We start from the raw sequence: 21,516 nt of genomic DNA on the forward strand, positions 1-21,516 counted from the left end.
GTGACACACCCATCGCCACGGAAGGCTCCGCGCGGAATGCCGAGGAACGCGGCGAGCGGCGCGTTCCCCGGCCGGCGCGGGTTCGCGAGCCGGCAGGGTTTTCATCAGGACATCCGGGGCGCCGCACGATCCATCATGGAGAAAGCACCGTCGCAGCCAACCGCAGGAGGGCGCACCGTGACGTCCGATCCCACTTCCTCGACCGCCTTCGTGTTCGCCGGCGGCGGCAGTCTCGGCGCGATCGAGGTCGGCATGCTTCGCGAGCTGGTCGCGAGCGGCGAACGGCCCGATTGCGTCGTCGGCGCGTCGGCGGGCGCGATCAACGCCGCCTACTTCGCCGGCCGGCCGGACGAGGACGGCGTCGCGATGCTCGCCGCGCTGTGGTGCCGGATCCGCCGCCAGGACATCATGCCGTTCTCGATGCGCAGCCTCGTCGCGATGCTGCTGCGCAACCGGCCGCATCTGGTCGAGGCCGATGCGCTGCGCCTGCTGCTGGAAAGGAACCTGCCGTACCGGCGGATCGAGCAGGCCGCGTTGCCGCTCCATATCGTCGCGACCGACGTGCTGAACGGCCGGGAAGTCGTGCTGTCCGCCGGCCCGGTCGTGGATGCCGTGCAGGCCAGCGCGGCGATTCCCGGCGTGTTTCCGTCGGTCAGCATCGGCGGCGTGGAACTCGTCGACGGCGGCGTCGCGAACAATACGCCGATCTCCGTTGCGATCGCGCTCGGCGTCAAGCGGATCGTCGTGCTGCCGGCCGGGTTCGCCTGCGCGTTGCGCGTACCGCCGCGCAGCGCGATCGCGCATGCGACGCACGCGCTGACACTCGTGATCGCACGGCAACTGGTGCGCGATCTGGAGTTGTACGGGGCACGCGCGCAAATCCACGTCGTGCCGCCGCTCTGTCCGCTCGACGTGTCGTCATACGATTACTCGCAGTGCGCGCAACTGATCGACAAGGCCGCGGAACGCACGCGTGCGTGGATCGACGCGGGCGGCCTCGCGCAGTGCGAGATTCCCGGCCAGCTTCGCGAGCACGACCATGCCGCCGTGCTGTCGCATTGAGGGTGGCTCACGCGCGTTGAAATCTCGTGATCGGCGCTAGCCGAACACCCAGGCACTCTCCCCGAAAATCCCCGAAGAACCAAAAAAAACGACACCGTGCACGAGACACGGTGCCGCCAACGGCCTGAACGGCCGCACTGGTCAGTCGATCGCGCGCATCGCGTGGCGCAGTTCCTGATAGCTGCGCAGCCCCGCGACGCCGAGTTCGCGGCCGATTCCGCTGAGCCCGAACCCGCCCCAGCACACGTGCGGATAGATCAGCTGCGGTGCGTTGATCCACACGAGCCCCGCGCGCACGCGCTGCTGGAACTGCTTCGCGATACCGGCATCGCGCGTCACGACGGTCGCGACGAGCCCGTAGCGCGTGTCGTTCGCGAGCGCAATCGCTTCGTCGTCGGTGCGGAACGATTTCACGCACGCGACGGGGCCGAACACTTCGTCGGTCCACAGCGGGTTGTCGGCGGCGGGCTCGGCGATCACGACGGGCGCCATGAAGAAGCCGGCACCGCCGGCATCCGTCACCCGGCCGCTGAAGGCGACGCGTGCGCCCGCATCGATGCCGTGCTGGAGCATCGTTTCGACGCGCGTGCGCTGCGCGGCCGAGATCAGCGGCCCCATCGCGACCTGTGCCGCGGCGGGCGGCGCGACGACGAGCGCACGCACGGCCGTCTCGAACGCGGCCATGAAGCTGCGGTACACGCTGTCGTGCACGAGGATGCGCGCGGTGGCCGAGCACATCTGGCCCGCGTTCGTGAACGCGCCCGCAACCGCGAGCGACACCGCGACGTCGAGATCGGCGTCGTCGCGCACGATCAGCGACGACTTGCCGCCGAGTTCGAGCGTCACGCGCTTCATGTCGACGGCCGCGGCCTGCATGACCTTGCGGCCGGCCGCCGTGCTGCCGGTAAACGAAATCTTGTCGATCAGCGGATGCGCGGTCAGCGCCGCGCCGACCTCGGCGCCGCCGTTCACGACGTTGACGACGCCGGCCGGCAGCCCCGCCTGCTCGACGATCTCGAGCAGCGCGTGCTCGGTCGGCGACGTGAGTTCGGACGGCTTCAGCACGACCGCGCAGCCGGCCGCGAGCGCGGGCGCGAGCTTCCACGCGGTCGTGACCATCGGGAAGTTCCACGGCATGACGAGCGCCGCGACGCCGACCGCGTCGTAAAAGCGTTCTGCCGTGACGGCGTCGCTCGGCAGCGCGACCGGTTCGGCCGCGAACAGCGCCGGGTCTTCGCACAGCTTCGCGTAGTACGCGAACGTGGCGGCGACGTCGCCGACATCGGCCTCGGCCTCGAACGGCGGCTTGCCGCTCACCTGCATCTGCAGCGCCGCCAGGCGGTCGCGCGATGCCTCGACACGTTCGGCGATCGTCGCGAGCATCCGGCCGCGTTCGGCCGGCGGCGTGTCGCGCCAGCCGGCGAATGCGTCGCGCGCGGCACGCACCGCGGCGTCGACGTGCGCGGCCGTCGCGAATTCCTGCCAGCCGATCGCGTCGCCGGTCGACGCGTTGAAGATCGGCGCGCCGGCCTGGTCGGAATGCGTGTGCACGGACTGCCCGGCGATGCGCGCGGCGGGCAGCACGAACGTCGCGGCGGAAGGGGAAAGCTCGGCGGTAGACATGAGGTTCATCCTGTCGAGTTCGGTCGGGTTAGCGGTAGGCGACGCCCGGCATCACGCAGAGCATCTCGAACGCGAGGTTCGCGCCGGTGAGCGCGGTGGTGCCGGTCGGATCGTACGGCGGTGCGACTTCGACGAGATCCGCGCCGATGATGTTCAGGCCTTTCATCCCGCGGATGATTTCCAGGCCCTGCTGCACGGTGAGGCCGCCGATTTCCGGCGTGCCGGTGCCGGGTGCGAACGACGGGTCGAGGCCGTCGATGTCGAAGCTGAGGTACACCGGCGTGTCGCCGACGCGTTCGCGCACCTGCGCCATCAGCGGCGCGAGCGACTGGTTCCAGCATTCCTCCGCCTGCACGACGGTGAAGCCCTGCTGGCGGCACCAGTCGAAATCGTCCGCGTGGTAGCCGGTGCCGCGCAGGCCGATCTGCGTGACCTTGTCGCATTGCAGCAGCCCGTCCTCCACCGCGCGGCGGAACGGCGTGCCGTGCGCGATCTTCTCGCCGAACATCGTGTCGTTCACGTCCGCGTGCGCGTCGACGTGGACGACGGCGACCTTGCCGTACTTCTTGTGCAGCGCGCGCAGGATCGGCCACGCGATCGTGTGATCGCCGCCGAGCGTGATCGGCCGGCAGCCGTTCGCGACGATCTCGTCGTATGCCTCTTCGATGCGGCGCACCGAGTCCTTCAGGTCGTACGGGTTGGTCGCGACGTCGCCGATGTCGGCCACCTGCAGCGAATCGAACGGTGCGGCGCGGGTGGCCATGTTGTACGGACGCAGCAGCACGGACTCGGTGCGGATCTGGCGCGGGCCGAAGCGCGAGCCCGAGCGGTTCGACGTGCCGAGGTCGAGCGGCACGCCGACGAAGCACACGTCGAGGCCGTCGGTCGTCTCGGCTTGCGGCAGGCGCATCATCGTGGCGATGCCGCCGAAGCGCGGCATCTCGTTGCCGCCCATCGGTTGATTGAGTTCGCGGGGCATGGGGCCGTCTCCTTTATCTGAGGTCAAGCGATCGGCCGATGGTAGAGGAGAACGCCCGCGCGAAGATTTTGAAGTCGCAACGTTTACATCGACGGGGCTCGATGCAAGCGGCGCCGCCGCATCGACGCGGCGCAACCGAACGCGGCCGCGCGGCCAGGTCAGGCCGGATCGGGTCGGATCAGGCCGGATCCGGCCGGCGCGAGAGGGCCGGCGGCGCGGCGCCGTCGTGCGGGCCGGAGGAAGGGAACGCGGTGGTCGCCGAACCCCACGCGGCGAGTTCGCGCTTCGTGCGCACGCCGAGCTTCGCGAACGCACGCTTCACGTATGACTCGGCCGACGCGACGCGCACGCCGAGGATCTCCGCCGTTTCCGGCACGGTCTTGCCGGAAAGCAGGTGCTTGCAGGTTTCGTATTCGCGCTTCGACAGCTTCACGCCGTCGGCCGCGATGCGCGCGTCGAACTGCGCGAGCGGGTGGACTTCGGGCGTCGGGTGCGCAATGCGCCGCGCGGCCGTGGTCGACGCGTGCAGTTCGAGCAGCGGGAACAGCACGTCGCTGATGCTGCGAAAGCGGTTCATCTCGGCGAGCGTGAACGGCGGCCGGTCGCGGCCGCGCTCCAGCGCGATCGAATGCTGCGAATAACGCGTGCCGCGTGCGAGCACGCATTCGTGGCCGATCTGCACGTCGTCGAACAGCCGCTGGCGGAATTCGCCGGGCGGGATCGCCGCGATGTCGCGCACCACCAGCATCGTGCCCGTCTTGCCGCGCAGCCCCGCGAACAGCGGGTCGCTGTCGAGAAAACGCTCGTAGTAGAGCGTCATCACGTCGGAGACGTCGGCGCTCGCCGCGCCGATGCCGCTGCTGCCGATCCATTCGCATCGGTAGCCGGTAGGCATCGAGCCGTCGACGCGCGAGCGTTCGACGTGCGCGACGTCGAGCGGCACCACTTCATTGAGCAGTTGCGTGAGGCGCGGCACGAAGTGCGGCGTGCCGACCGTCTCGATCAGCTCGCCCAGCGCCTTGAACGACACGTTGAAGCGGTCGTTGTCGCGGTGGAAGGGGTTCACGTTGAGCAGCATGCGGTTCCCCGGTGAAAAGCCGGCGGATTGTAGCGTCGGCCACGCAAAACGTCATTAGGGGGAAATCCCGGCGGGTGTCCCGGCGACCTGCCCGGCCCCGGAAAACACCGCTTGTCCCCCCCGGAGGGGGGCATACCGGGGCAGTGTAAATGAGTAACTTTGTCTCTGCTTTTTTCAATCAAGAGACGAAAGACTCAGATGACCAAACTGATCAAGGACATCCTGCCGCTCGGCGCAGGCATCGGCGAATTCACGAAGCTCGACTTCGGGATGGACGAAAGCGACTGGCGCGCGGCGGAAGGCAAGAGCGGCAACTACCTCATCGGCTGGTGGGAAGGCAAGGTCGGCTCGGTGGAGTTTCCGGAAACCGCGGCCGACGAAGCGGTGTGGCTCGTCGAGGGCCGGATCGCGCTGACCGACGTCGAAGGCAACCGCAAGGAATTCACGCCGGGTCAGGGCTACCTGTTGCCGGCCGGCTTCGCGGGCCGCTGGGAGACGATCGAGGACGCGAAGAAGTTCTACGTGCTGCTCGAGAAGTCGTGATGGCCGAAGCCGCCGCCGTGGTGTCGTCGTCCGTGTGACGCGCGCCCGGCGGCGGTTTCGTTTCCGCGTGTGATGGCAGGGATCATGGAAATGGAAGTCAAGGCAAGAGAGACTGCACCGGCGCAGGCGCACGCATTGCGTGGCGCGCCGGTCGCATTGGGCGTCGAGGCGGCGCTCGCGAATACGAAGCTGTTCCCGTACTGGCTCGACAACCCGGCCGCGCCGGCCACCGAGCCGGAACTCGTCGGCGACGTGACGGCCGACCTGCTGATCGTCGGCGGCGGCTTCACCGGGCTGTGGTCGGCCGTGCAGGCGAAGGAACAGATGCCGCACCTGAACGTGGTGCTGATCGAAGCCGGCAAGGTCGCGCACGGCGCATCGGGCCGCGCGGGCGGGATCATCTCGACGTCGGTGATGCACGGGCTGCCGAATGCGGTGCGCGTGTTCCCGAACGACATCGCGCAGCTCGAGGCGTTCGGCCATCACAACCTCGACGGCTTCGAGGAAACGCTGAAGCGCTACGACATCGACGCCGACATCGAGTGGAACGGCGAGATGACGGTCGCGGTCGATCCCGAGCACGTCGCGCACCTGAAGGGCGATTACGACCTGCATCGCGAGTACGGGCACAACGTCGTGCTGCTTAACCGCGACGAAACGCTCGAACAACTGCATTCACCGCTGTTCGCGGGCGCGCTGTGGTCGCGTAACCGCAGCGGCATCGTGCATCCGGCGAAGCTCGCGTGGGGGCTGAAGCGCGCGGCGCTGTCGCTCGGCGTGAAGCTGTACGAGCACACGCCGCTCGTGACCGTGACCGACGAAGGCAGCACCGTGTTCGTGAAGACGCCGAAGGGCAGCGTGCGTGCGCCGCGCGTCGTGTTCGGCAGCGGCACCGCGAAGGTCGGGATTCCCGACATCAACCGCCGCGTGATGCAGGTGCGCGACCACGTGCTCGCCACCGAGCCGCTCACCGACGAACAGCTCGCGCGGATCGGCTGGAAGAATCGCCAGGGCGTGTACGACACGCGCACGCAGCTCAACTATTTCCGCCTGACGAAGCACAACAACATCATCTTCGGCGGCCTGGTGAGCTATCACTTCGACGGCGATCCGGAACCGCATCAGGACGGCCAGCGCGAGACGTATTACCGGCTCGCGGAAGCGTTCTACCGCACCTTCCCGCAATTGAGCGACGTGCGCTTCTCGCATGCGTGGGGCGGGCCGATCGACTACTGCTCGCGCGGCTCGGTGTTCGCGAAGCGCTATCTCGGCGACAAGGCCGTGTTCGTCGCCGGCTACACGGGTTTCGGCGTCGCGGCGAGCCGGTTCGGCGCGTTCATGGGGCTGAACATCCTGTTCGATCGCGACAGCCCCGAGCGCAAGCTCGACATCGCGAACCAGAGCCCGAGCTACATCCCGCCCGAGCCGATGCGCTGGGTCGCCGCGAAGATCACGTTCCATGCGTTCGATGGCGCCGATGCGGAAGGCGGCTGGAAGCGCGCGTGGATCAGCGGCATCAAGGCGATGGGCTTCCCGATGTAAGCGACACGGCGGCCCGGGCCGGGCCGCCGCCATAACCCGCTCCCCCGAGGAGACGGTCCGCGCCGCGGACACGGAGAGAGACACCGAATGAACGTAGTGAACCTGCAGGACGAAGCGCGACAGGAAAGCGCGCCGTTCGTCGTCGTGATGCTGCTGCTCGGCATCCTCGGGCCGACGGTCTTCCTCGGCCTGCCCGCGATCGTCGGGCAGGTCGAACGCCATTGGGGCTTCGGCGAAGCGGCACTCGGGCTGTCGAGCTTCATCGAGGTGCTCGGTGAATCGACGGGCACGCTGCTCGTCGCGTTCGTGCTCGGCCGCCAGCCGGTGCGGTGGGTGCTCGCGGGTGCGGTGACGCTCGCGGCCGGCGCGAACCTCGGCACGCTCGCGACGCACGGGCTCGTCGCGTATTCCGCGTTGCAGTTCATCGCGGGCGTCGGCTCGGGCGGGCTGAACGGCATCGCGCTGCGCTACCTGTCGTACTCGCGCGCGCCGGAACGCAATCTCGGGATCATGCTGATGGGGCAGGTGGCGTGGAGCATGGCGCTGCTGGCCTACATCTTCCCGATGCTGAGCGACGCATGGGGCGCGCACGGCGTGTTCGGTTTCGTCGCATGCGTGCTCGGCGTATTCGTGCTCGCGACGCCGCTGTTTCGCCGGGGCGAGACGCTGGCCGCCCCGGCACCGGCCGGCGTCGCCGGCCGCATCGACCGCCGGGGCGCGATGCTCGTGCTGTGCGCGCAGCTCGCGCTGTACGGCGGTGTCGGCGTCGTGTGGACCTTCCTCGAGAAGATCGGCACCGCGGCGGGCCTGAGCGGCAGGTCAGTGTCGCTCGTGCTCGGCGTCGCGAACGTCGCGAGCCTCGTGATCTGCGCGGCGATGCCGAAGCTCGGCGCGGGCGCGGGCCTGCGCCGCTGGGCGCTCGTCAACCTCGGCGGCTGCGCGGTCGCGGCCGTGCTGCTCGCGATGCCGGCATCGGCCTTGACGTTCACGCTCGGCGCGGTCGTGTTCATCGGCTGCTGGACGGGCGGCGCGCTGCTGATCTACGCGACGATTCCGCAGTACGACCTGGTCGGCAAGTCGGCCGCGCTGTCGCCGGGATGCGTCGCGCTCGGCTACGGCGTCGGCTCGGTCGCGGGCGGCTCGCTGATCGAGCGCGCAGGCACGCAGTCGGCGCTGATCGCGGCGATCGTGCTGTGCGCGGTGGCGTTCCTGTGCTACCGGCGGCTGCGGCCGGCCGTGTTCGGCATGGAACACGCGCTCGCGGTGGCACCTGAATGACGGTTTCGACGCGCACCGCTGCCGATGGCGGCGCGCATCCGGTCAAGTTCATCGGCGAAGGCGGCGGGCGTGGCGCGCGATGCGCGTCGTGCCGGCCGGGCAACGCGCACACGCGCAGCGGCTTCAGGCATGTTCTCGAATACTTCCGATCTCGATCTCCGGCTCATCCGGGTCTTTCTGGCCGTCGTCGACGCACGCGGCATCACGGCCGCCGAGGCGTCGCTCGGCGTGCGCCAGTCGACCATCAGCACGCAGCTGTCGGCGCTCGAAGCGCGCGTCGGCTTCAAGCTGTGCGATCGCGGGCGCGGCGGCTTTCGCCTGACGTCGAAGGGCGAACGCTTCGCGGCCACCGCGCGCACGCTCGTCGCGGCGACCTCCGAATTCGTCGCGCGCGTGCGCGACATCGACCGCAAGCTGGTCGGCACGCTGTCGATCGGCCTGATCGGCCAGGCGCCGCTCGTCGAGAACGCGCGCGTGGCCGACGCGATCGGCGCATTCCGCAAGCGCGACCAGGCCGTCACGTTCGCGATGAAGGTCGCGTCGCCGCAGGAACTCGAGGAAAGCCTCGTCAACAACCAGCTCGATCTCGCGATCGGGTATTTCTGGCATCGCGTGCCCGGGCTGCTCTACACGCCGCTGTTCACCGAGCAGCAGGTGATCTACTGCGGGCGCGGGCATCCGCTGTTCCATGCGTCGCGGCCCGTGACGGCGGACGACCTGCAACTGCACGACTGGGTATGGCGCACCTATCCGGTGCCGGAGGAGCAGTATCCGCTGCCCGAGCGGCGCGTGACCGCGAGCGCGGACAGCATCGAGGCCGCGACGATCCTGATCCTGTCGGGCGGCCATCTCGGCTACCTGCCCGCGCACTACGCGGAGCCGTTCGAGCAGCGCGGGCTCGTGAAGGCCGTCGGCCGCGCGACGTTCAGCTTCGACGTGCCGCTGCATCTCGCGATGAAGCGCAGCACGAGCGACAAGCCGATCGTCGACGCGTTCTGCGAGGACCTGCTGCGCGCGTTCAACATCAAGGCGGCCGCGCTGGCCGCGTAAATCCGGGCCGCGCGTTCAGCAGTCGACGAGTACCCAGTCGAACAGCTCGCGGCGCGTGCGCACGCCGAGCTTCGCGAACGCGCGCTTCACGTACGACTCGGCTGTCGACAGCTTCACATCCAACTGCTGCGCGGCCTCGGGCACCGAGCGCCCGCACAGCATCAGCCGGCAGATCTCGTGCTCGCGGCGTGACAGCTGCACGTCCTGGCGTTCGAGGCGCGCGTCGAAGCCCGCCTGCGACGCGGCATTCACCGACACCGCCGCCACGCGCCGCGCCGCACAGGTGCGCGCATGCAGCTCGAACATCGGGAACAGCAGGTCGACCATCTGCCGGAAGTGAAACAGCTCGTCCGTGGTGAAAGCGGCGCGCCCGACCGTGCGCGCGAGCCCGAGCGCGTACTGCAGGTGCGCGTTGCCGTGCACGAGCAGGCATTCCTGCCCGATGCCGGGCTCGTCGAAGATCCGGCGGCGGAACTCGCCCTGCGCGATGCCGTCGACATGGCGCTGCACGAGCAGCGTGCCGGGTTTGCCGCGCAGTGGCGCGACCAGCGGATCGGCCTGGCAGTAGTCCTGGTAGTAGATATCCATCACGCGCAGCGTATCGGCCGCGAAGCGCAGGCTGCCGCTGCCGAGCCATTCGACGACGAAACCCGACGTGCTGCCCGTGTCGGCGCGCCAGCGCTCGAGGTGCACGGCGTCGGCGTCGATGCTGTCGTTGACGAACTCCGTGACCGCGCCGACGAAATCCGGTGTGCCGACCGCGCGCAGCGTCGCGCCGAGCGAGTCGGGACGCACGCCGATCAGGTAGTGGCCGCGGGCGGCAGGGTCGGGCTGGAGAAGTCGCATGGTCGGACGAAGGCGGTCGGGGGACAGCGCGACGTTACGCGAACGCCGTGCACGCGTCAGCCGGGAATTCACCGGATCAACCCCACGGATTTCGTGCGTTGTCCCCAAAACGACGACAAGACCGTGCGTGCGGCGGCCGGAATTCGCAGAAGCCCCGGCGGCGGGGGGGCATACCGGCGCGAATCGTCTGCCTATAGTGAAAGCACTTCGAAAACCTGATGACCAGAAAGGACAGGCCATGCAGATGCAACCGACGCACGCCGCCACGACGCCGGCGGATTTCGTTCTGACCCACGCGAAGGTCTATACCGTCGATCCGCACAAGCCCTGGGCGCAGGCCGTCGCCGTGCGCGACGGCCGGATCGTTTACGTTGGCGACACGGCGGCCGTGCAGGCGTTTGTCGGCGCGCAGACGAAGGTCGTAGACGCGGCCGGCCGGCTCGTGTTGCCGGGCTTCGTCGAATCGCACTGGCACTTCGAGACGACCGCGTTCGCGTTCCAGGCGTTCGTGAATTACGAGGATCCGCAGAAGGTGCTCGGCGCGCTGCGCGCGTATGTCGAATCGCATCCGGACGAGCCGGCGATCACCGGGATGGGCTGGGTGCAGGCGACGATTCCGCCCGCGCTGCTGCGCAAGGAGACGCTCGACGCGATCTGTGCGGATCGCCCCGTGTGCCTGCTGTCGACCGATTTCCATACGATGTGGGTGAACTCGAAGGCGCTGGAGATCGCCGGCGTCGACGCGTCGACGCCGCCCGTGCAGGAAGGCGCGAGCTGGTTCGAGAAGGACGCGGTGACCGGCGAGCCGACCGGCCTGATCGTCGACGGCGCCGCGTATTCGTTGCTGATGCAGCGGATCAGCGCGGCCGGCCTGCTGCCGACCGGCATCGACCTGTACCTGAAATCGATCCCGCCATGGCAGAAGAAGCTGTGCGCGGCCGGCGTGACGACCGTGTTCGACGCGGGCTTCTTCGACGCGAGCGGCGACCAGTCGCTGCTGTACGAGACGCTGCAGACGATGGAGCGCGCGGGCGACCTGAAGCTGCGGGTGGTCGGCAGCGTCGCGGTGATCGGCGAGATCGACGATCCGGTCGGCACGCTCGTCCGGTATCGCGAGCAGTACGATTCGCCGCTCGTGAAGGCGCGCGCATTGAAGCTCTTCCTCGACGGCACCGAGGCGAACCACACCGCGTACCTGCTCGAACCGTACGCGGACCGCCCGGACACCTGCGGGGCACCGACGATGCCGGCCGACACGTTCAACCGTTACCTGGTCGAAGCCGATCGCGCGAACGCGAACGTGATGGTCCATTGCGTCGGCGATGCGGCCGTGCGGATGGCGCTCGACGGCTTCGACGCGGTGAACCGCACGAACCCGCCGCGCGACCGCCGCCACGTGATCACGCACGCATTCCTCACGCATCCGGACGACATCCCGCGCTTTCGCCGCGCGGGCGTGATGGCGAACACGCAGCTGCAATGGGGCGTGGTCGACGCGTACACCGAGCAGCTGCGCGACCACTACGGCCACGAGCGCTGGAGCAACATGTACAAGTTCCGCACGTTCCTCGACGAAGGCGTGACGGTGTCGATCGGCATGGACGGTCTCGCATGCCAGTGCCGCTGCCAGCACAAGCCGCTCGAACACATCGAGTCGGGCCATACGCGTCAGCTCGCGGGCGAGCCCGATGCGCCGGTGTTCCCGGACATCGCCGAGCGCCTGAGCATTCCGCAACTGATCGCCGCGTACACGATCCACGGCGCGTACCAGCTCGGGATGGAGCACGAGGTCGGCTCGCTGACGCCCGGCAAGCGCGCGGATCTCGTCGTGCTCGAGAACGACCTGTTCGAGGTCGGCCAGTACGACATCGGCCGCATCGATGTCGGGCTGACGATGATGGGCGGCCGCATCACGCACGTGGGCGACGATTTCGGCGCGCGCACGGGTATGCAGGCATGCTGAACGCGCATCCCGGCTGACGAAGCGGTGACGGAGTCTTTCGGAATGCTTTCGTTTTCGCGGCTCGGCGCATCCGGCCGGAACCGGGTGCGCCGATTGTGCGGCGTGTCCCCCTATTGGCAGGGCAGACCGGCCAATTTCCTCTGGCTACATTTTTCCGGACCGAAGCACACACCCGTTCATCGAGAACGGTCCATGATATCGACGGAGGAAACCATGGCAGGGGATTGGAGCAGGCATCTGGGAACGGCATGCGCGGCGCTCGCGCTGGGCGGCGTGCTGTTGGCAGGCGCGCCGGTTGCGCACGCGGCGGACGTCGTCAACGTGTACAACTGGGGCAACTCGATCGGCAAGGCGACGATCGCGAACTTCGAGAAGGCGACCGGCATCAAGGTCGTCTACCAGGAGTTCGATTCGAACGAGACGTTGCAGGCGAAGCTGCTGTCGGGCACGTCGGGTTACGACGTCGTCGTGCCGTCCGACATCTTCTGGGCGCGGCAGCTGCAGGCCGGCATCTTCCGCAAGATCGACAAGAGCCAGGTGCCGAACTACGGGCTGCTCGACCCGGAAATCCTGAAGGCGCTCGCGAAGGACGATCCGGGCAACCAGTACGGCATTCCGTGGACCTGGGGCACCGACGGGCTCGGGATGAACGTCGAGAAGGTGAAGGCCGCGCTCGGCAACGACGCGCCGCTCGACAGCTGGGCGCTGCTGTTCGATCCGAAGTATGCGCAGAAGCTGAAGCACTGCGGCGTGTCGGTGCTCGATTCGCCGGTCGATGCGTTCGGGATGGCGTTCGTCTACCTGAAGAAGGACCCGAACACGACGAACCCGGCCGACTACCAGGCCGCATACGAGCTGCTGAAGTCGGTGCGCCCGTACATCACGCAGTTCAATTCGAGCAGCTACATCAACGATCTCGCGGGCGGCGACATCTGCCTCGCGCTCGGCTGGTCGGGCGACGTGAACTCCGCGCGGATCGCGGCCGCTTCCGCGAAGAAGCCGTATCACATCAAGTACGTGATCCCGACCGAGGGCAGCGCGATGTGGTTCGACATGATGGCCGTGCCGAAGGATGCACCGCACCCGGACGCCGCGCTGAAGTTCGTCAACTTCGTGCTGTCGGAGAAGGAGAGCGCGAACCTGACCAACGACACGTCGTACCCGTCGGCCGTGCCGTCGTCGAAGCGCCTCGTGCGCGCCGAAGTGACGAGCGATCCGGCCGTGTTCCCGCCCGCCGACGTGATCCGCAAGCTCAGCCTCAGCAAGCCGGTTCCGCCTGAGCTGATGCGTCTGCAGAACCGTCTCTGGACGAAGCTGAAGACCGAGTAAGCCGGCCGCCGCTTCCCCGATTCCCGCACACCTTTCGCGCGCCCCGCCGCTGATCGCGGCGGGCGGGGGCGCGCTCGTCCCGACGACCACCCAGAACATGAAACTCAAACACATGACGGCGCTGTGCCTGCTTGCGTTCGACGCGGCCACGGCATTCGCGCACACGCCGCAGGCGACCGATGCGAGCAGGATGAAGGCGCTTCAGGCGCAGGTCACCGCGCTGCAGCAGCAGGTAAACGAGTTGCGCGCGAGCATGCTGGCCGCGCAGGCGCCCGGCACCGCGACGGCCGCCAACGCAGCCGGCGCCGCCACCGCAACATCGAGCGGCGCAAGGATCGGTTCGATCAACACGGCCGCCGCCGCGCCGGCCGCCGATTCCGCACCGGCGTTCACGAACGACGACCTGCAGCAGATGCGCGAGCAGATCGCGAACGCGTCGCTGAAGGTCGACTCGCTGCAGGAAGCCGCGACGACCGGCCCGCTCGCGGGCCTGAGCATCACCGGCTACGTCGATCCCGTGTACCTGTTCAACCGCGCGCAGCGCACGTCCGGGTTCCAGTTCCTGAACCACGATCCGGGCGCGTACGACTACTTCAACAGCACGATCGGCGACGTCTACCTCGACATCAAGAAGACCTTCGGCGTCGGCCCGATGGCACCGTCGGCGGAGGTCGTGATCCAGCCGAACCGCGGCTTCGGCAACGTGTTCAGCAATTCGCACGGCGGCGTGGGCAACAACATCGTCACGCAGGCCGTGGTGACCGTGCCCCTCAGCACGACGCGCACCTTCGAGATCGGGATGATGCCGAGCCTCGCCGGCTACGAGGTGCAGCCGTCGACCCAGATGCTGACGCTCACGCACGGGCTGCTGTACGACTTCAGCGAACCGGGCAACCTGATCGGCGTCGGCCTGAAGGGCTCCAACGCGGCGATGACGCGCTTCTGGCAGGTCGTGATCGGCAACGAGGTGCTGCGCACCGCCGGCGCGATCGCGAACGCGGCGAACAACACGACCAAGACCAACTGGACGCCGACGATCACCGCGCGTTTCGACAACGCGACGTCGACCGCCTTCGACTTCGGCATTTCCGCGATGCTGGGCCGGCAGTCGCTGTTCTCGCCGTGCGCGACGGCGGGCGGTTACGGCTACCAGTGCAACGGCTCGTCGCCGACCGGCCTCTACAAGTACGTGGAAGCCGACGTGACCTATACGCACGACAAGACGCAGGTCAACGCGCAGGTCGACTACGGCGAGCTGCAGAAGGGTGCGTGGAACGGCGGTACCGCACGCTGGTACGGGATGTCGCTGCTCGGCCATACGAAGTGGACGCAGGCGTGGGTCGGCCGCATGGGCGCGACGCTGCGTTTCGACTACCTGAACAACACGTCGAACGGCGGCGGCGGCACGAACATCCAGTACGGGCTCGCGGGCGGCAATCCGTCGGTGAACGGGTCGAGCGGCTTCGGCATCGATCCGGCGTGCTTCCAGGGTTCATCGACGAACGGCACCGAGTGCAAGGGCGCGCAGCGTTACGCGATCACGGCCGACCTGCTGTTCTATCCGACGCAGCAGATCACCGTGAAGCTCGAGTATCGCCACGACGCGGCGAACCATCCGGTGTTCCTGAAGAGCAACGGCACGTACGCGCGCAGCAACGACCTGGCCGGGATGCAGTTCATCTATTCGTTCTGACCGTTCTGACGGGTCTCGCCGTTCCGGCCGGCGCGCATGCCGGTCGACCGGGTGCGCCATGCATCACGTTCCGGGCCGTGCTTGCCCGGAACGCATTCAACCCAGGAGATTTGACCTTGAAGCTGCACACCTTCGTGACCGACCTCACCGATCCGCACGAGCGCGGCCGCCTGATCGGCGCGCGTTTCGCCGCCGAGATTCGCGAGACGGTCGCGCTTTACCTCGCGTTCTTCCCGAAGCTCGGCATCGAGCCGCAGCGCGCGCGAGAGATCGGCGAAGCGAGCCTGGCCGCGCTCGGTGCGTGGTGCCCGCGCCTGGCCGCCGAAGTCGACGCGATCGCCGACGGCGTCGACCTGCCGCGCTGGCAGCTCGCGTGCCTGAACGCGCGCACCGAGATTCTCGCGACCGCGCCTGCGTCGGCCGAAGGCGAGTGCTCGACGACCGTCTACGCGCCGGCCGGCCCGCACGCGCCGCGCACGCTGCAGACGTGGGACTGGCACGACAGCCTCGCGCCGCAGGGGCTGCTGATGCGGTTCGCGACGCCGCACGGCCGCACCGTCAAGCTGTTCTCCGAGTTCGGGATGCTCGCGAAGCTCGGCGTGAACAGCGCGGGGCTCGGGCTGCACTTCAACATCCTGCATCACGCGAGCGACAACGACAGCGCCGGTGTGCCCGTGCACGCGATCGCGCGGCGCCTGCTGGAAGATGCGGCGACGGTGCAGGAGGCGATCGAACTCGCGCGCACCGCGCGCGTGAGCGCGTCCACGGTGCTGACCGTGTTCACGCGGCATGACGCGAACCCGCGCGCGGCGAGCATCGAGCTGAGCCCGTCGGGTGTCGCCGTGGTGGTGCCGCGTCCGGACGGCTGGCTGCTGCATACGAACCACTTCCTCGATCGCACGCTGAGCGGCGGCGAGTGCATGCCCGACAGCTCGACCACGCGCGAACGCTTCGCTTACCTGAACGAAGTCGTGAACGGGATGACGAGCGCCGATGTGCGCGAGCGCGCGGCGGCAATGTGCGGTGCGGCCGGCGATCAGGCCGTCGTGTGCTTCCGCGCCGATCCGTCGATGCCCGACACCGAGCGCTGGGAGACGCTGCTGACCGTCGGTATCGATACCGACGCGTGCGCACTCGACTACGTGGCGGGCAATCCGCACGATCTCGCGCGCGACGGGTTTCAGCGGTTCTGATGCGGTACGCGGGCGGCGGCAAGGCAGGGCGACACGCGTGTGCCGCCCTCGCGAGGCTCATGCGTCGATGCGTTCGACCTTGCCGACGAGCAAACCATACGACAGGCTGCCCGCGAGTGCCATCGCGGCGATGTAGGTGATCGCGCGCGAGAAGTCCGCGCCGTTCACGAGCAGCCCGATCACGATCGGCGTCGCGATCGCGGACAGGTTGCCGATCAGGTTGAACACGCCGCCCGTGAGGCCGATCAGCCGCGCGGGCGCGAGCCCCGATACGAGCGACCACGTGATCGACGCGAAGCCGTTGCCGAAGAACGCAATCGTCATGAACGCGATCACCCAGCCGGTCGACGTGACGTAGTTCGCGCCGATGATGCAGGTCGAGATCAGCAGCCCCGAGATGATCGGCAGCTTGCGCGCGAAGCCCTGTGACGCGCCGCGACGCATCAGCCAGTCCGACAGCACGCCCGAGCACAGCACGCCGACGAACGCGGCGAGGAATGGCAGCGACGCGAGGAAGCCCGACTTGATGAAGTCCATTCCGCGATACTTGACGAGGTAGGTCGGGAACCACGTGAGGAAGAACCACAGCGTCGAGTTCAGCGCGAACTGGCCGAGATAGATGCCCCACAGCTTGCGCCGGCCGAGCACGACGCCGAGGTCGCGCCACGTCGACGGTGCGCGTTCGGTGCGCGCCGCGATGCGGTCTTCGAGATCGACGAGGCCGCCGCCGTCGCGGATCAGCGCGATCTCGGCCGCATTGACGCCGCGAAACGCGCGCGGCTCGCGATACACCGCATACCAGATCGCGGCCCATGCGATGCCGGCGAGGCCGGTCGCGACAAACACCATGTGCCAGCCCAGATGCACCTGCAGCCACGCAAGCACGGGCGTGAGGAACGCGAGGCCGACGAACTGGCCGGACGTATAGCCGCCGATCGCGCTCGCGCGCTCGCGGGTCGGGAACCACGTCGTCACCACGCGGTTGTTGATCGGGTAGGCCGGTGCTTCGAGCGCGCCCACCGCGAGACGCAGCACGACCAGCCCGACGAACGAACCGGCGAAGCCGAGCAATAGCGTCGCGGCCGACCACAGCGCGAGCGCGCCGGCATACAGCACGCGCGGCGACACCTTGTCGACGAGCCAGCCGCCCGGCACTTGCATCAGCGCGTAGGTCCAGCCGAACGCGGAAAACACGAGGCCCGCGCGCACCGGATCGATGTTCAGTGCCTTGAACAGCGCGGGCGCGGCGATCGACAGGTTGCTGCGGTCGAGATAGTTGATCACGACCGTGATGAACAGCAGCGCGAGGATCAGCAGGCGCTTGCGGCTGGGCGGCGCTGCCTGCGCGGCGGCCGCGCGGGCGGTTGAATCGGATGCGATGCCGGTGTGGGCGGGCAATCGATCCGGCGGGTTCGCGTGGGTGCGCGACGCGGATCGGGCCACGGTTGTCTCCTGTGTTCCATGCCCGGCCGTCGCCCGCAAGCGGGGCGGCCGAATCGAATGGCGTAGGGGAGAACGTTAGAGTCGCGGCGGGAAGCGCGTCAACATTTGGACAGGTATCCCTATTAATGGGATGTTCGGCGTTCAATATGTGGGAAGCGTGGCGAATACGCGACCGCTTGCATCAGTTGCCCATCGCCTCCTTCGCACTGACCCAGCCCTGCACCGCGCCCGCATGCGGGTTGCGATACCGCACCTTCAGCCACTGGAAATCGGCGCTCGCGTCGATCACCTCCACCGTGTCGCCCGCGACGACATAACGGCGCGTGGGTGCATCGGACATCGCATCGTGCAGCGGCAGGCGTGCCGGGCGCACCTTGAACGTGACGGTGCCGCCGCCGTAGGCGTCGGGGCGGCGCGCGACACGCTTGCCTTGCGCGTCGTAGGTCAGCAGCATCGACGACGGGCCGTTGTCGGTGTCGAGCAGGTCGCGCAGGTCGTCCGGTATCGCTTCGCTCGACTGGTACAGGTACATCCTGCCGCTGCCGTCGAAGCGATACGCATCGGTGTACCAGATCGGGCCGCCGCGGCACGAACTGTACAGCGTGCGCTCCTTCGGTTTCGCCTGGACGTTGACCAGCCCGTCGCAATTGCCGTGCGGCATGTCGCTCGCCGGCATCCGCAGCGGCTCGAACTGCTGGCGCGCGGTGTCGAACAGGTAGATGCCGTAGCCATCGTTCACCATGCCGAGCGTGGCATGCATCGCAAGATCGCGGTGGCCGTCGAAGTTGTAGTCGTCCGACGCGAGGTGATAGCGGCCTTCTTCGTCGGCGGCGGTCACGTCGAGCGTCTGCGTCTTGCCGCTCGGCAGGAGGCGCACGGTAACGTGCTCGCTGTCCGCCCGTTCGACGCGGGCCGTGACGGTGTCGTCGACCTTGAACGTGAGCAGCGGTTTGGCCGCTTGCGCGGCGGGCGCGATCGATGCGCTGGCGGCGAACAGCATGGAGCCGTGGAGCAGCGAACGCAGTCGTGAAGGGCGCGTCATGGTCGGATCAGGCATGAAGGGCGTGAATGAGGATGGAAGCGGCCGGCCCGGACTTCCGTTTGCCGCCAATGTACCGGCATCCGGCTCTTTCCGCGAGCGGGGCGGCATGGCCGGACATTACCGGGTAGTCGCGATACCGGTACCTTTGCTTGTCTTGTTCGGGGCCGGCGCGATTGCAAGAATGTCCGTTCCATTCCTGCTTGCTGGTGAGGTGACGATGACGATAGTCAAGCCCGGTTTCGCCCTTTGCGTTGCGATGCTCGCTGCCGGTACGGCACGGGCGGGCGATTTCTCGATCGAAAGCGCGGAGCTTGCCGGCGGCGCGTTCGGTCGCGCGCAGGTATCGGACAGCTTCGGCTGTCACGGTCAAAACATTTCGCCATCCATACGGTGGAGCGGTGTTCCGGATGGCACGCAAAGCTACCTGCTGACGATGTTCGATGCCGACGCACCGACGGGCTCCGGATTCTGGCACTGGGTCGTCGCCGACATACCGGCGTCGGCGCATGGCATCGCGCCCGGTTCGGGCAATGACGTTGCCGGACTGCCGGCGGGTGCCGTCCCGATGAAGAACGACACCGGCCATGTCGGCTATCTTGGCCCGTGCCCGCCGCAGGGCGACACCCATCGCTACGTCATTACGCTGACCGCGCTCAAGGTGGCGAAGCTGCCGGTCGAACCTGACGCGACGCCAGCGGTCGTCGGCTATACCGCTCACTACCAGGCCCTCGCGAAGGCGACGATGACGGTGCGGTTGAGCCGTTAACCGCGCGTGCTGTCGTCCTGAAACCCGCTTTTCCCCGCGAAGATCTCCTTCAGCGCGGCGCGCAGCGTGGCCGGATCATACTGGCCGGGCGCGAGATGGATCACGTAACGCGTCTGGCCGTCGAGTCGCGCGGCGATGCCGGGTTCGATCTCGATGTCGATCGTGTCGTCCGTCAGCGTCACCGACAGATCCTTGACGCGCCAGGTGATCTGGTCGCGCACCATCACTTCGATCAGCGTGTCGTCCGGAAAGCGCGACAGCGCGAAGCAATAGTCCTGCTCGGCGTCGTGACAGTAGATGTTGGCGAAGCTTTCGTCGTCGTCGAGGTCGGACGTCGCCGCGCCGACGGTGGCGTGAAGTTCCATGAACGGGGTTCCTGCGTAAGGGTGGTAGGGGTTATCGGTTCGAATGAAGGGCCGTTCCGGTCGCTGCCGCCGCGCCGGGCGTCGCGCCGGTGTCGCACGACGCAGCGGCATCGCGCGCCTTCAGCCACAGCCCGAATTCGCGCATGACCTCGACGACAGGCCGCAGCCGGTCGCCGTCGGCGCTCAGGTCGTACTCGACCCGCACCGGCACTTCCGGATAGACGGTGCGCCGCACGAGCCCGGCGTCTTCGAGTGCGCGCAGGTCGAGCGTCAGCATGCGCTGCGAGATGCCGGGCATGTCGCGGCGCAGGTCGCTGAAGCGTCGCGGCCCGTCGAGCAGATACGACACCAGCAGCAGCCGCCAGCGGCCGCCGAGCAGGCGCATCGCTTCTTCAACGGAACATCCGGTCGCACTCGTTTTCATCGTGCTGAATCCTGGTCGGTAAATTTTTTGTGACTACGGCACAAACGACTGCCGTCTTCCCGGCGATGCGCCGATGCGAGATATTAGCGCCCGCGTCGCGGCGAATCGATACATGGACAACCCACGAAGGAAACGCATGAAGCTCTATCACGCTCCCGGAAGCTGTTCGCAGGCCATCTGCATCGTGCTGCGCGAAGGCGGCATCGACGCGGAGATCATCAAGGTCGACGCACGCAAGCACGTCATTGAAGACGGGCGCAATTACTACGATGTGACCGAACTCGGCTACGTGCCGCTGCTCGAACTCGACGACGGCACGCTGCTGCGCGAAGGCCCGGTGATCGCGCAGTATCTCGCGGATCTGTGCCCGGAAGCCGCGCTTGCGCCTGCGTACGGCACGCTCGCGCGCTACCGGTTGATGGAATGGCTCAATTTTCTCGGCACCGAGATCCACAAGGGGTTCATTCCGCTGCTGTATGCGGTACAGGCGGGGAAATACGTCGATCCGGCGAGAACGAAGCTCGACAGTCGCTTTGCATGGATCGACCGCCAGCTCGACGGCAACGCATGCTTGACCGGCGACACGTTCACCGTTGCCGATGCCTACCTGTTCGCGCTGACCGGCTGGGGCAAGGCCGACTGGATGCGGTCGGTGTACAACGCGGATATCGACCTGACCCGGTATGCGCATCTGCGTGCGTGGTACGAGCGGGTGCGTGCGCGGCCGACGGTGCGCGCCGTGCTGGAGGCCGACGCGCTGGCGCGGTAGCGTGCGATGGGCGCGATGGGCGCGATGGGCGCGATGGGCGCGATGAGCGCGATGGGTACGGCTACGGCGCGTCGTTCCGCCGTATCGATGCGCCGCCACACAGCAAAACCCCGCGCTATAATCGCCCGCATGAAATTTCTCCGGACCGTCATCCTGCTGCTGCTTTGCGCAGTGCTGCCCATCAGCGGGCTGGCAGCCAGCGGCCTGGCCGGGGAATGCCCGATGATGCAGCAGGGCATGTCGATGTCGACGGACATGGACGCCGGCATGTCCGCCGACATGCCGGGTTGCGATTCGATGCAGTCGTCGTCCACGGGCAAGGCCCACGCGAAAGCGAAGGGCCTGTCCTGCAAGCTGACGGCGCAATGCCAGTTCGGCAGTCTTTATCATCCGGCCGCTCGCGCCGAAGTGAGTCGTCCCGCTGCATTCGCCAGCGTCGTTGCCTTCCACTACGCGCAAATTCTCCCGGTCCGCGATCCGAACGGATTGTGGCGCCCTCCACGCATCAGCTGATCCCGATCCGATAGG

General features: G+C 67.7%; 20 protein-coding genes. 12 read left to right on the top strand and 8 right to left on the bottom strand.

Annotated features, from left to right (window positions below):
• Nucleotides 1–177 precede the first annotated feature (177 nt).
• A complete protein-coding gene (locus FOZ70_RS09595; RefSeq protein ID WP_021159964.1) occupies nt 178–1,062 on the top strand; it encodes a patatin-like phospholipase family protein in 885 nt (294 codons plus the stop codon).
• Between the two features lie 141 nt (nt 1,063–1,203).
• Here the strand turns inward: FOZ70_RS09595 and FOZ70_RS09600 are convergent, their stop codons facing one another.
• The 3 genes from FOZ70_RS09600 to FOZ70_RS09610 all read right to left on the bottom strand — a co-directional run bounded on the left by FOZ70_RS09600 (nt 1,204) and on the right by FOZ70_RS09610 (nt 4,742).
• Nucleotides 1,204–2,685 (bottom strand): aldehyde dehydrogenase family protein, encoded by a 1,482-nt coding sequence (locus tag FOZ70_RS09600; RefSeq protein WP_111999569.1) that lies wholly within the window; start codon nt 2,683–2,685, stop codon nt 1,204–1,206.
• 28 nt (nt 2,686–2,713) lie between these two features.
• A complete protein-coding gene (speB, locus tag FOZ70_RS09605) occupies nt 2,714–3,664 on the bottom strand; it encodes an agmatinase (protein WP_060225279.1) in 951 nt (316 codons plus the stop codon).
• 178 nt (nt 3,665–3,842) lie between these two features.
• Nucleotides 3,843–4,742: a helix-turn-helix transcriptional regulator gene (locus tag FOZ70_RS09610; RefSeq protein WP_059494310.1), complete on the bottom strand. Its 900-nt coding sequence runs from the start codon at nt 4,740–4,742 to the stop codon at nt 3,843–3,845.
• A 198-nt stretch (nt 4,743–4,940) separates the two neighbouring features.
• On the opposite strand from FOZ70_RS09610, the gene FOZ70_RS09615 reads away from it, so the two are divergent.
• The 4 genes from FOZ70_RS09615 to FOZ70_RS09630 all read left to right on the top strand — a co-directional run bounded on the left by FOZ70_RS09615 (nt 4,941) and on the right by FOZ70_RS09630 (nt 9,155).
• Nucleotides 4,941–5,285 (top strand): cupin domain-containing protein, encoded by a 345-nt coding sequence (locus tag FOZ70_RS09615; protein ID WP_027789860.1) that lies wholly within the window; start codon nt 4,941–4,943, stop codon nt 5,283–5,285.
• Between the two features lie 84 nt (nt 5,286–5,369).
• Nucleotides 5,370–6,827, top strand: a complete 1,458-nt coding sequence (locus tag FOZ70_RS09620; RefSeq protein WP_219705673.1) for an FAD-dependent oxidoreductase — start codon at nt 5,370–5,372, stop codon at nt 6,825–6,827.
• A gap of 87 nt (nt 6,828–6,914) precedes the next feature.
• A complete protein-coding gene (locus FOZ70_RS09625; protein ID WP_059494314.1) occupies nt 6,915–8,105 on the top strand; it encodes an MFS transporter in 1,191 nt (396 codons plus the stop codon).
• A gap of 129 nt (nt 8,106–8,234) precedes the next feature.
• Nucleotides 8,235–9,155, top strand: coding sequence for a LysR family transcriptional regulator (locus FOZ70_RS09630; RefSeq protein WP_042975417.1), 921 nt, complete (start codon nt 8,235–8,237; stop codon nt 9,153–9,155).
• Between the two features lie 15 nt (nt 9,156–9,170).
• Here FOZ70_RS09630 and FOZ70_RS09635 read toward each other — a convergent pair whose 3' ends face one another.
• Nucleotides 9,171–10,001 (bottom strand): helix-turn-helix transcriptional regulator, encoded by an 831-nt coding sequence (locus tag FOZ70_RS09635; protein WP_042975384.1) that lies wholly within the window; start codon nt 9,999–10,001, stop codon nt 9,171–9,173.
• A 238-nt stretch (nt 10,002–10,239) separates the two neighbouring features.
• Here FOZ70_RS09635 and FOZ70_RS09640 point away from each other — a divergent pair, with 238 nt between their 5' ends.
• The 4 genes from FOZ70_RS09640 to FOZ70_RS09655 all read left to right on the top strand — a co-directional run bounded on the left by FOZ70_RS09640 (nt 10,240) and on the right by FOZ70_RS09655 (nt 16,179).
• Entirely contained in the window at nt 10,240–11,964 is a 1,725-nt protein-coding gene (locus tag FOZ70_RS09640) for an amidohydrolase (protein WP_021159974.1), read from the top strand.
• A gap of 213 nt (nt 11,965–12,177) precedes the next feature.
• The gene (locus FOZ70_RS09645) at nt 12,178–13,293 is read left to right on the top strand and encodes a polyamine ABC transporter substrate-binding protein (RefSeq protein WP_192388673.1); all 1,116 of its coding nucleotides are present in this window, start codon (nt 12,178–12,180) and stop codon (nt 13,291–13,293) included.
• Nucleotides 13,294–13,390: 97 nt separating this feature from the next.
• Nucleotides 13,391–14,986 carry a DUF3138 family protein gene (locus FOZ70_RS09650; protein WP_048024575.1) on the top strand — a complete coding sequence of 532 codons (1,596 nt, stop codon included), beginning with the start codon at nt 13,391–13,393 and terminating at the stop codon, nt 14,984–14,986.
• A gap of 116 nt (nt 14,987–15,102) precedes the next feature.
• Nucleotides 15,103–16,179, top strand: coding sequence for a C45 family peptidase (locus FOZ70_RS09655; protein ID WP_219705675.1), 1,077 nt, complete (start codon nt 15,103–15,105; stop codon nt 16,177–16,179).
• A 57-nt stretch (nt 16,180–16,236) separates the two neighbouring features.
• Here the strand turns inward: FOZ70_RS09655 and FOZ70_RS09660 are convergent, their stop codons facing one another.
• Complete coding sequence (locus FOZ70_RS09660; protein ID WP_219705677.1) at nt 16,237–17,622, bottom strand: MFS transporter; 1,386 nt, start codon at nt 17,620–17,622, stop codon at nt 16,237–16,239.
• A 181-nt stretch (nt 17,623–17,803) separates the two neighbouring features.
• Nucleotides 17,804–18,664 (bottom strand): hypothetical protein, encoded by an 861-nt coding sequence (locus FOZ70_RS09665; RefSeq protein ID WP_219705679.1) that lies wholly within the window; start codon nt 18,662–18,664, stop codon nt 17,804–17,806.
• Nucleotides 18,665–18,677: 13 nt separating this feature from the next.
• Between FOZ70_RS09665 and FOZ70_RS09670 the strand changes: the two genes are divergently transcribed.
• On the top strand, nt 18,678–19,430 hold the full coding sequence (locus tag FOZ70_RS09670) for a YbhB/YbcL family Raf kinase inhibitor-like protein (protein WP_258025585.1): 753 nt from the start codon (nt 18,678–18,680) through the stop codon (nt 19,428–19,430).
• Here FOZ70_RS09670 and FOZ70_RS09675 read toward each other — a convergent pair.
• Both FOZ70_RS09675 and FOZ70_RS09680 read right to left on the bottom strand, forming a co-directional pair.
• On the bottom strand, nt 19,427–19,795 hold the full coding sequence (locus FOZ70_RS09675; protein WP_059488765.1) for a hypothetical protein: 369 nt from the start codon (nt 19,793–19,795) through the stop codon (nt 19,427–19,429). The two genes, FOZ70_RS09670 and FOZ70_RS09675, sit on opposite strands and share 4 nt — an antisense overlap.
• Before the next feature lie 31 nt (nt 19,796–19,826).
• A complete protein-coding gene (locus FOZ70_RS09680; RefSeq protein ID WP_021159982.1) occupies nt 19,827–20,219 on the bottom strand; it encodes a helix-turn-helix domain-containing protein in 393 nt (130 codons plus the stop codon).
• A 136-nt stretch (nt 20,220–20,355) separates the two neighbouring features.
• On the opposite strand from FOZ70_RS09680, the gene FOZ70_RS09685 reads away from it, so the two are divergent.
• A complete protein-coding gene (locus FOZ70_RS09685; protein ID WP_219705681.1) occupies nt 20,356–20,988 on the top strand; it encodes a glutathione binding-like protein in 633 nt (210 codons plus the stop codon).
• 129 nt (nt 20,989–21,117) lie between these two features.
• Nucleotides 21,118–21,501: a hypothetical protein gene (locus tag FOZ70_RS09690; RefSeq protein ID WP_042975387.1), complete on the top strand. Its 384-nt coding sequence runs from the start codon at nt 21,118–21,120 to the stop codon at nt 21,499–21,501.
• Nucleotides 21,502–21,516 lie beyond the last annotated feature (15 nt).

The organism is Burkholderia sp. COPS (genome assembly GCF_019425585.1).
Lineage (GTDB): Bacteria > Pseudomonadota > Gammaproteobacteria > Burkholderiales > Burkholderiaceae > Burkholderia > Burkholderia cepacia.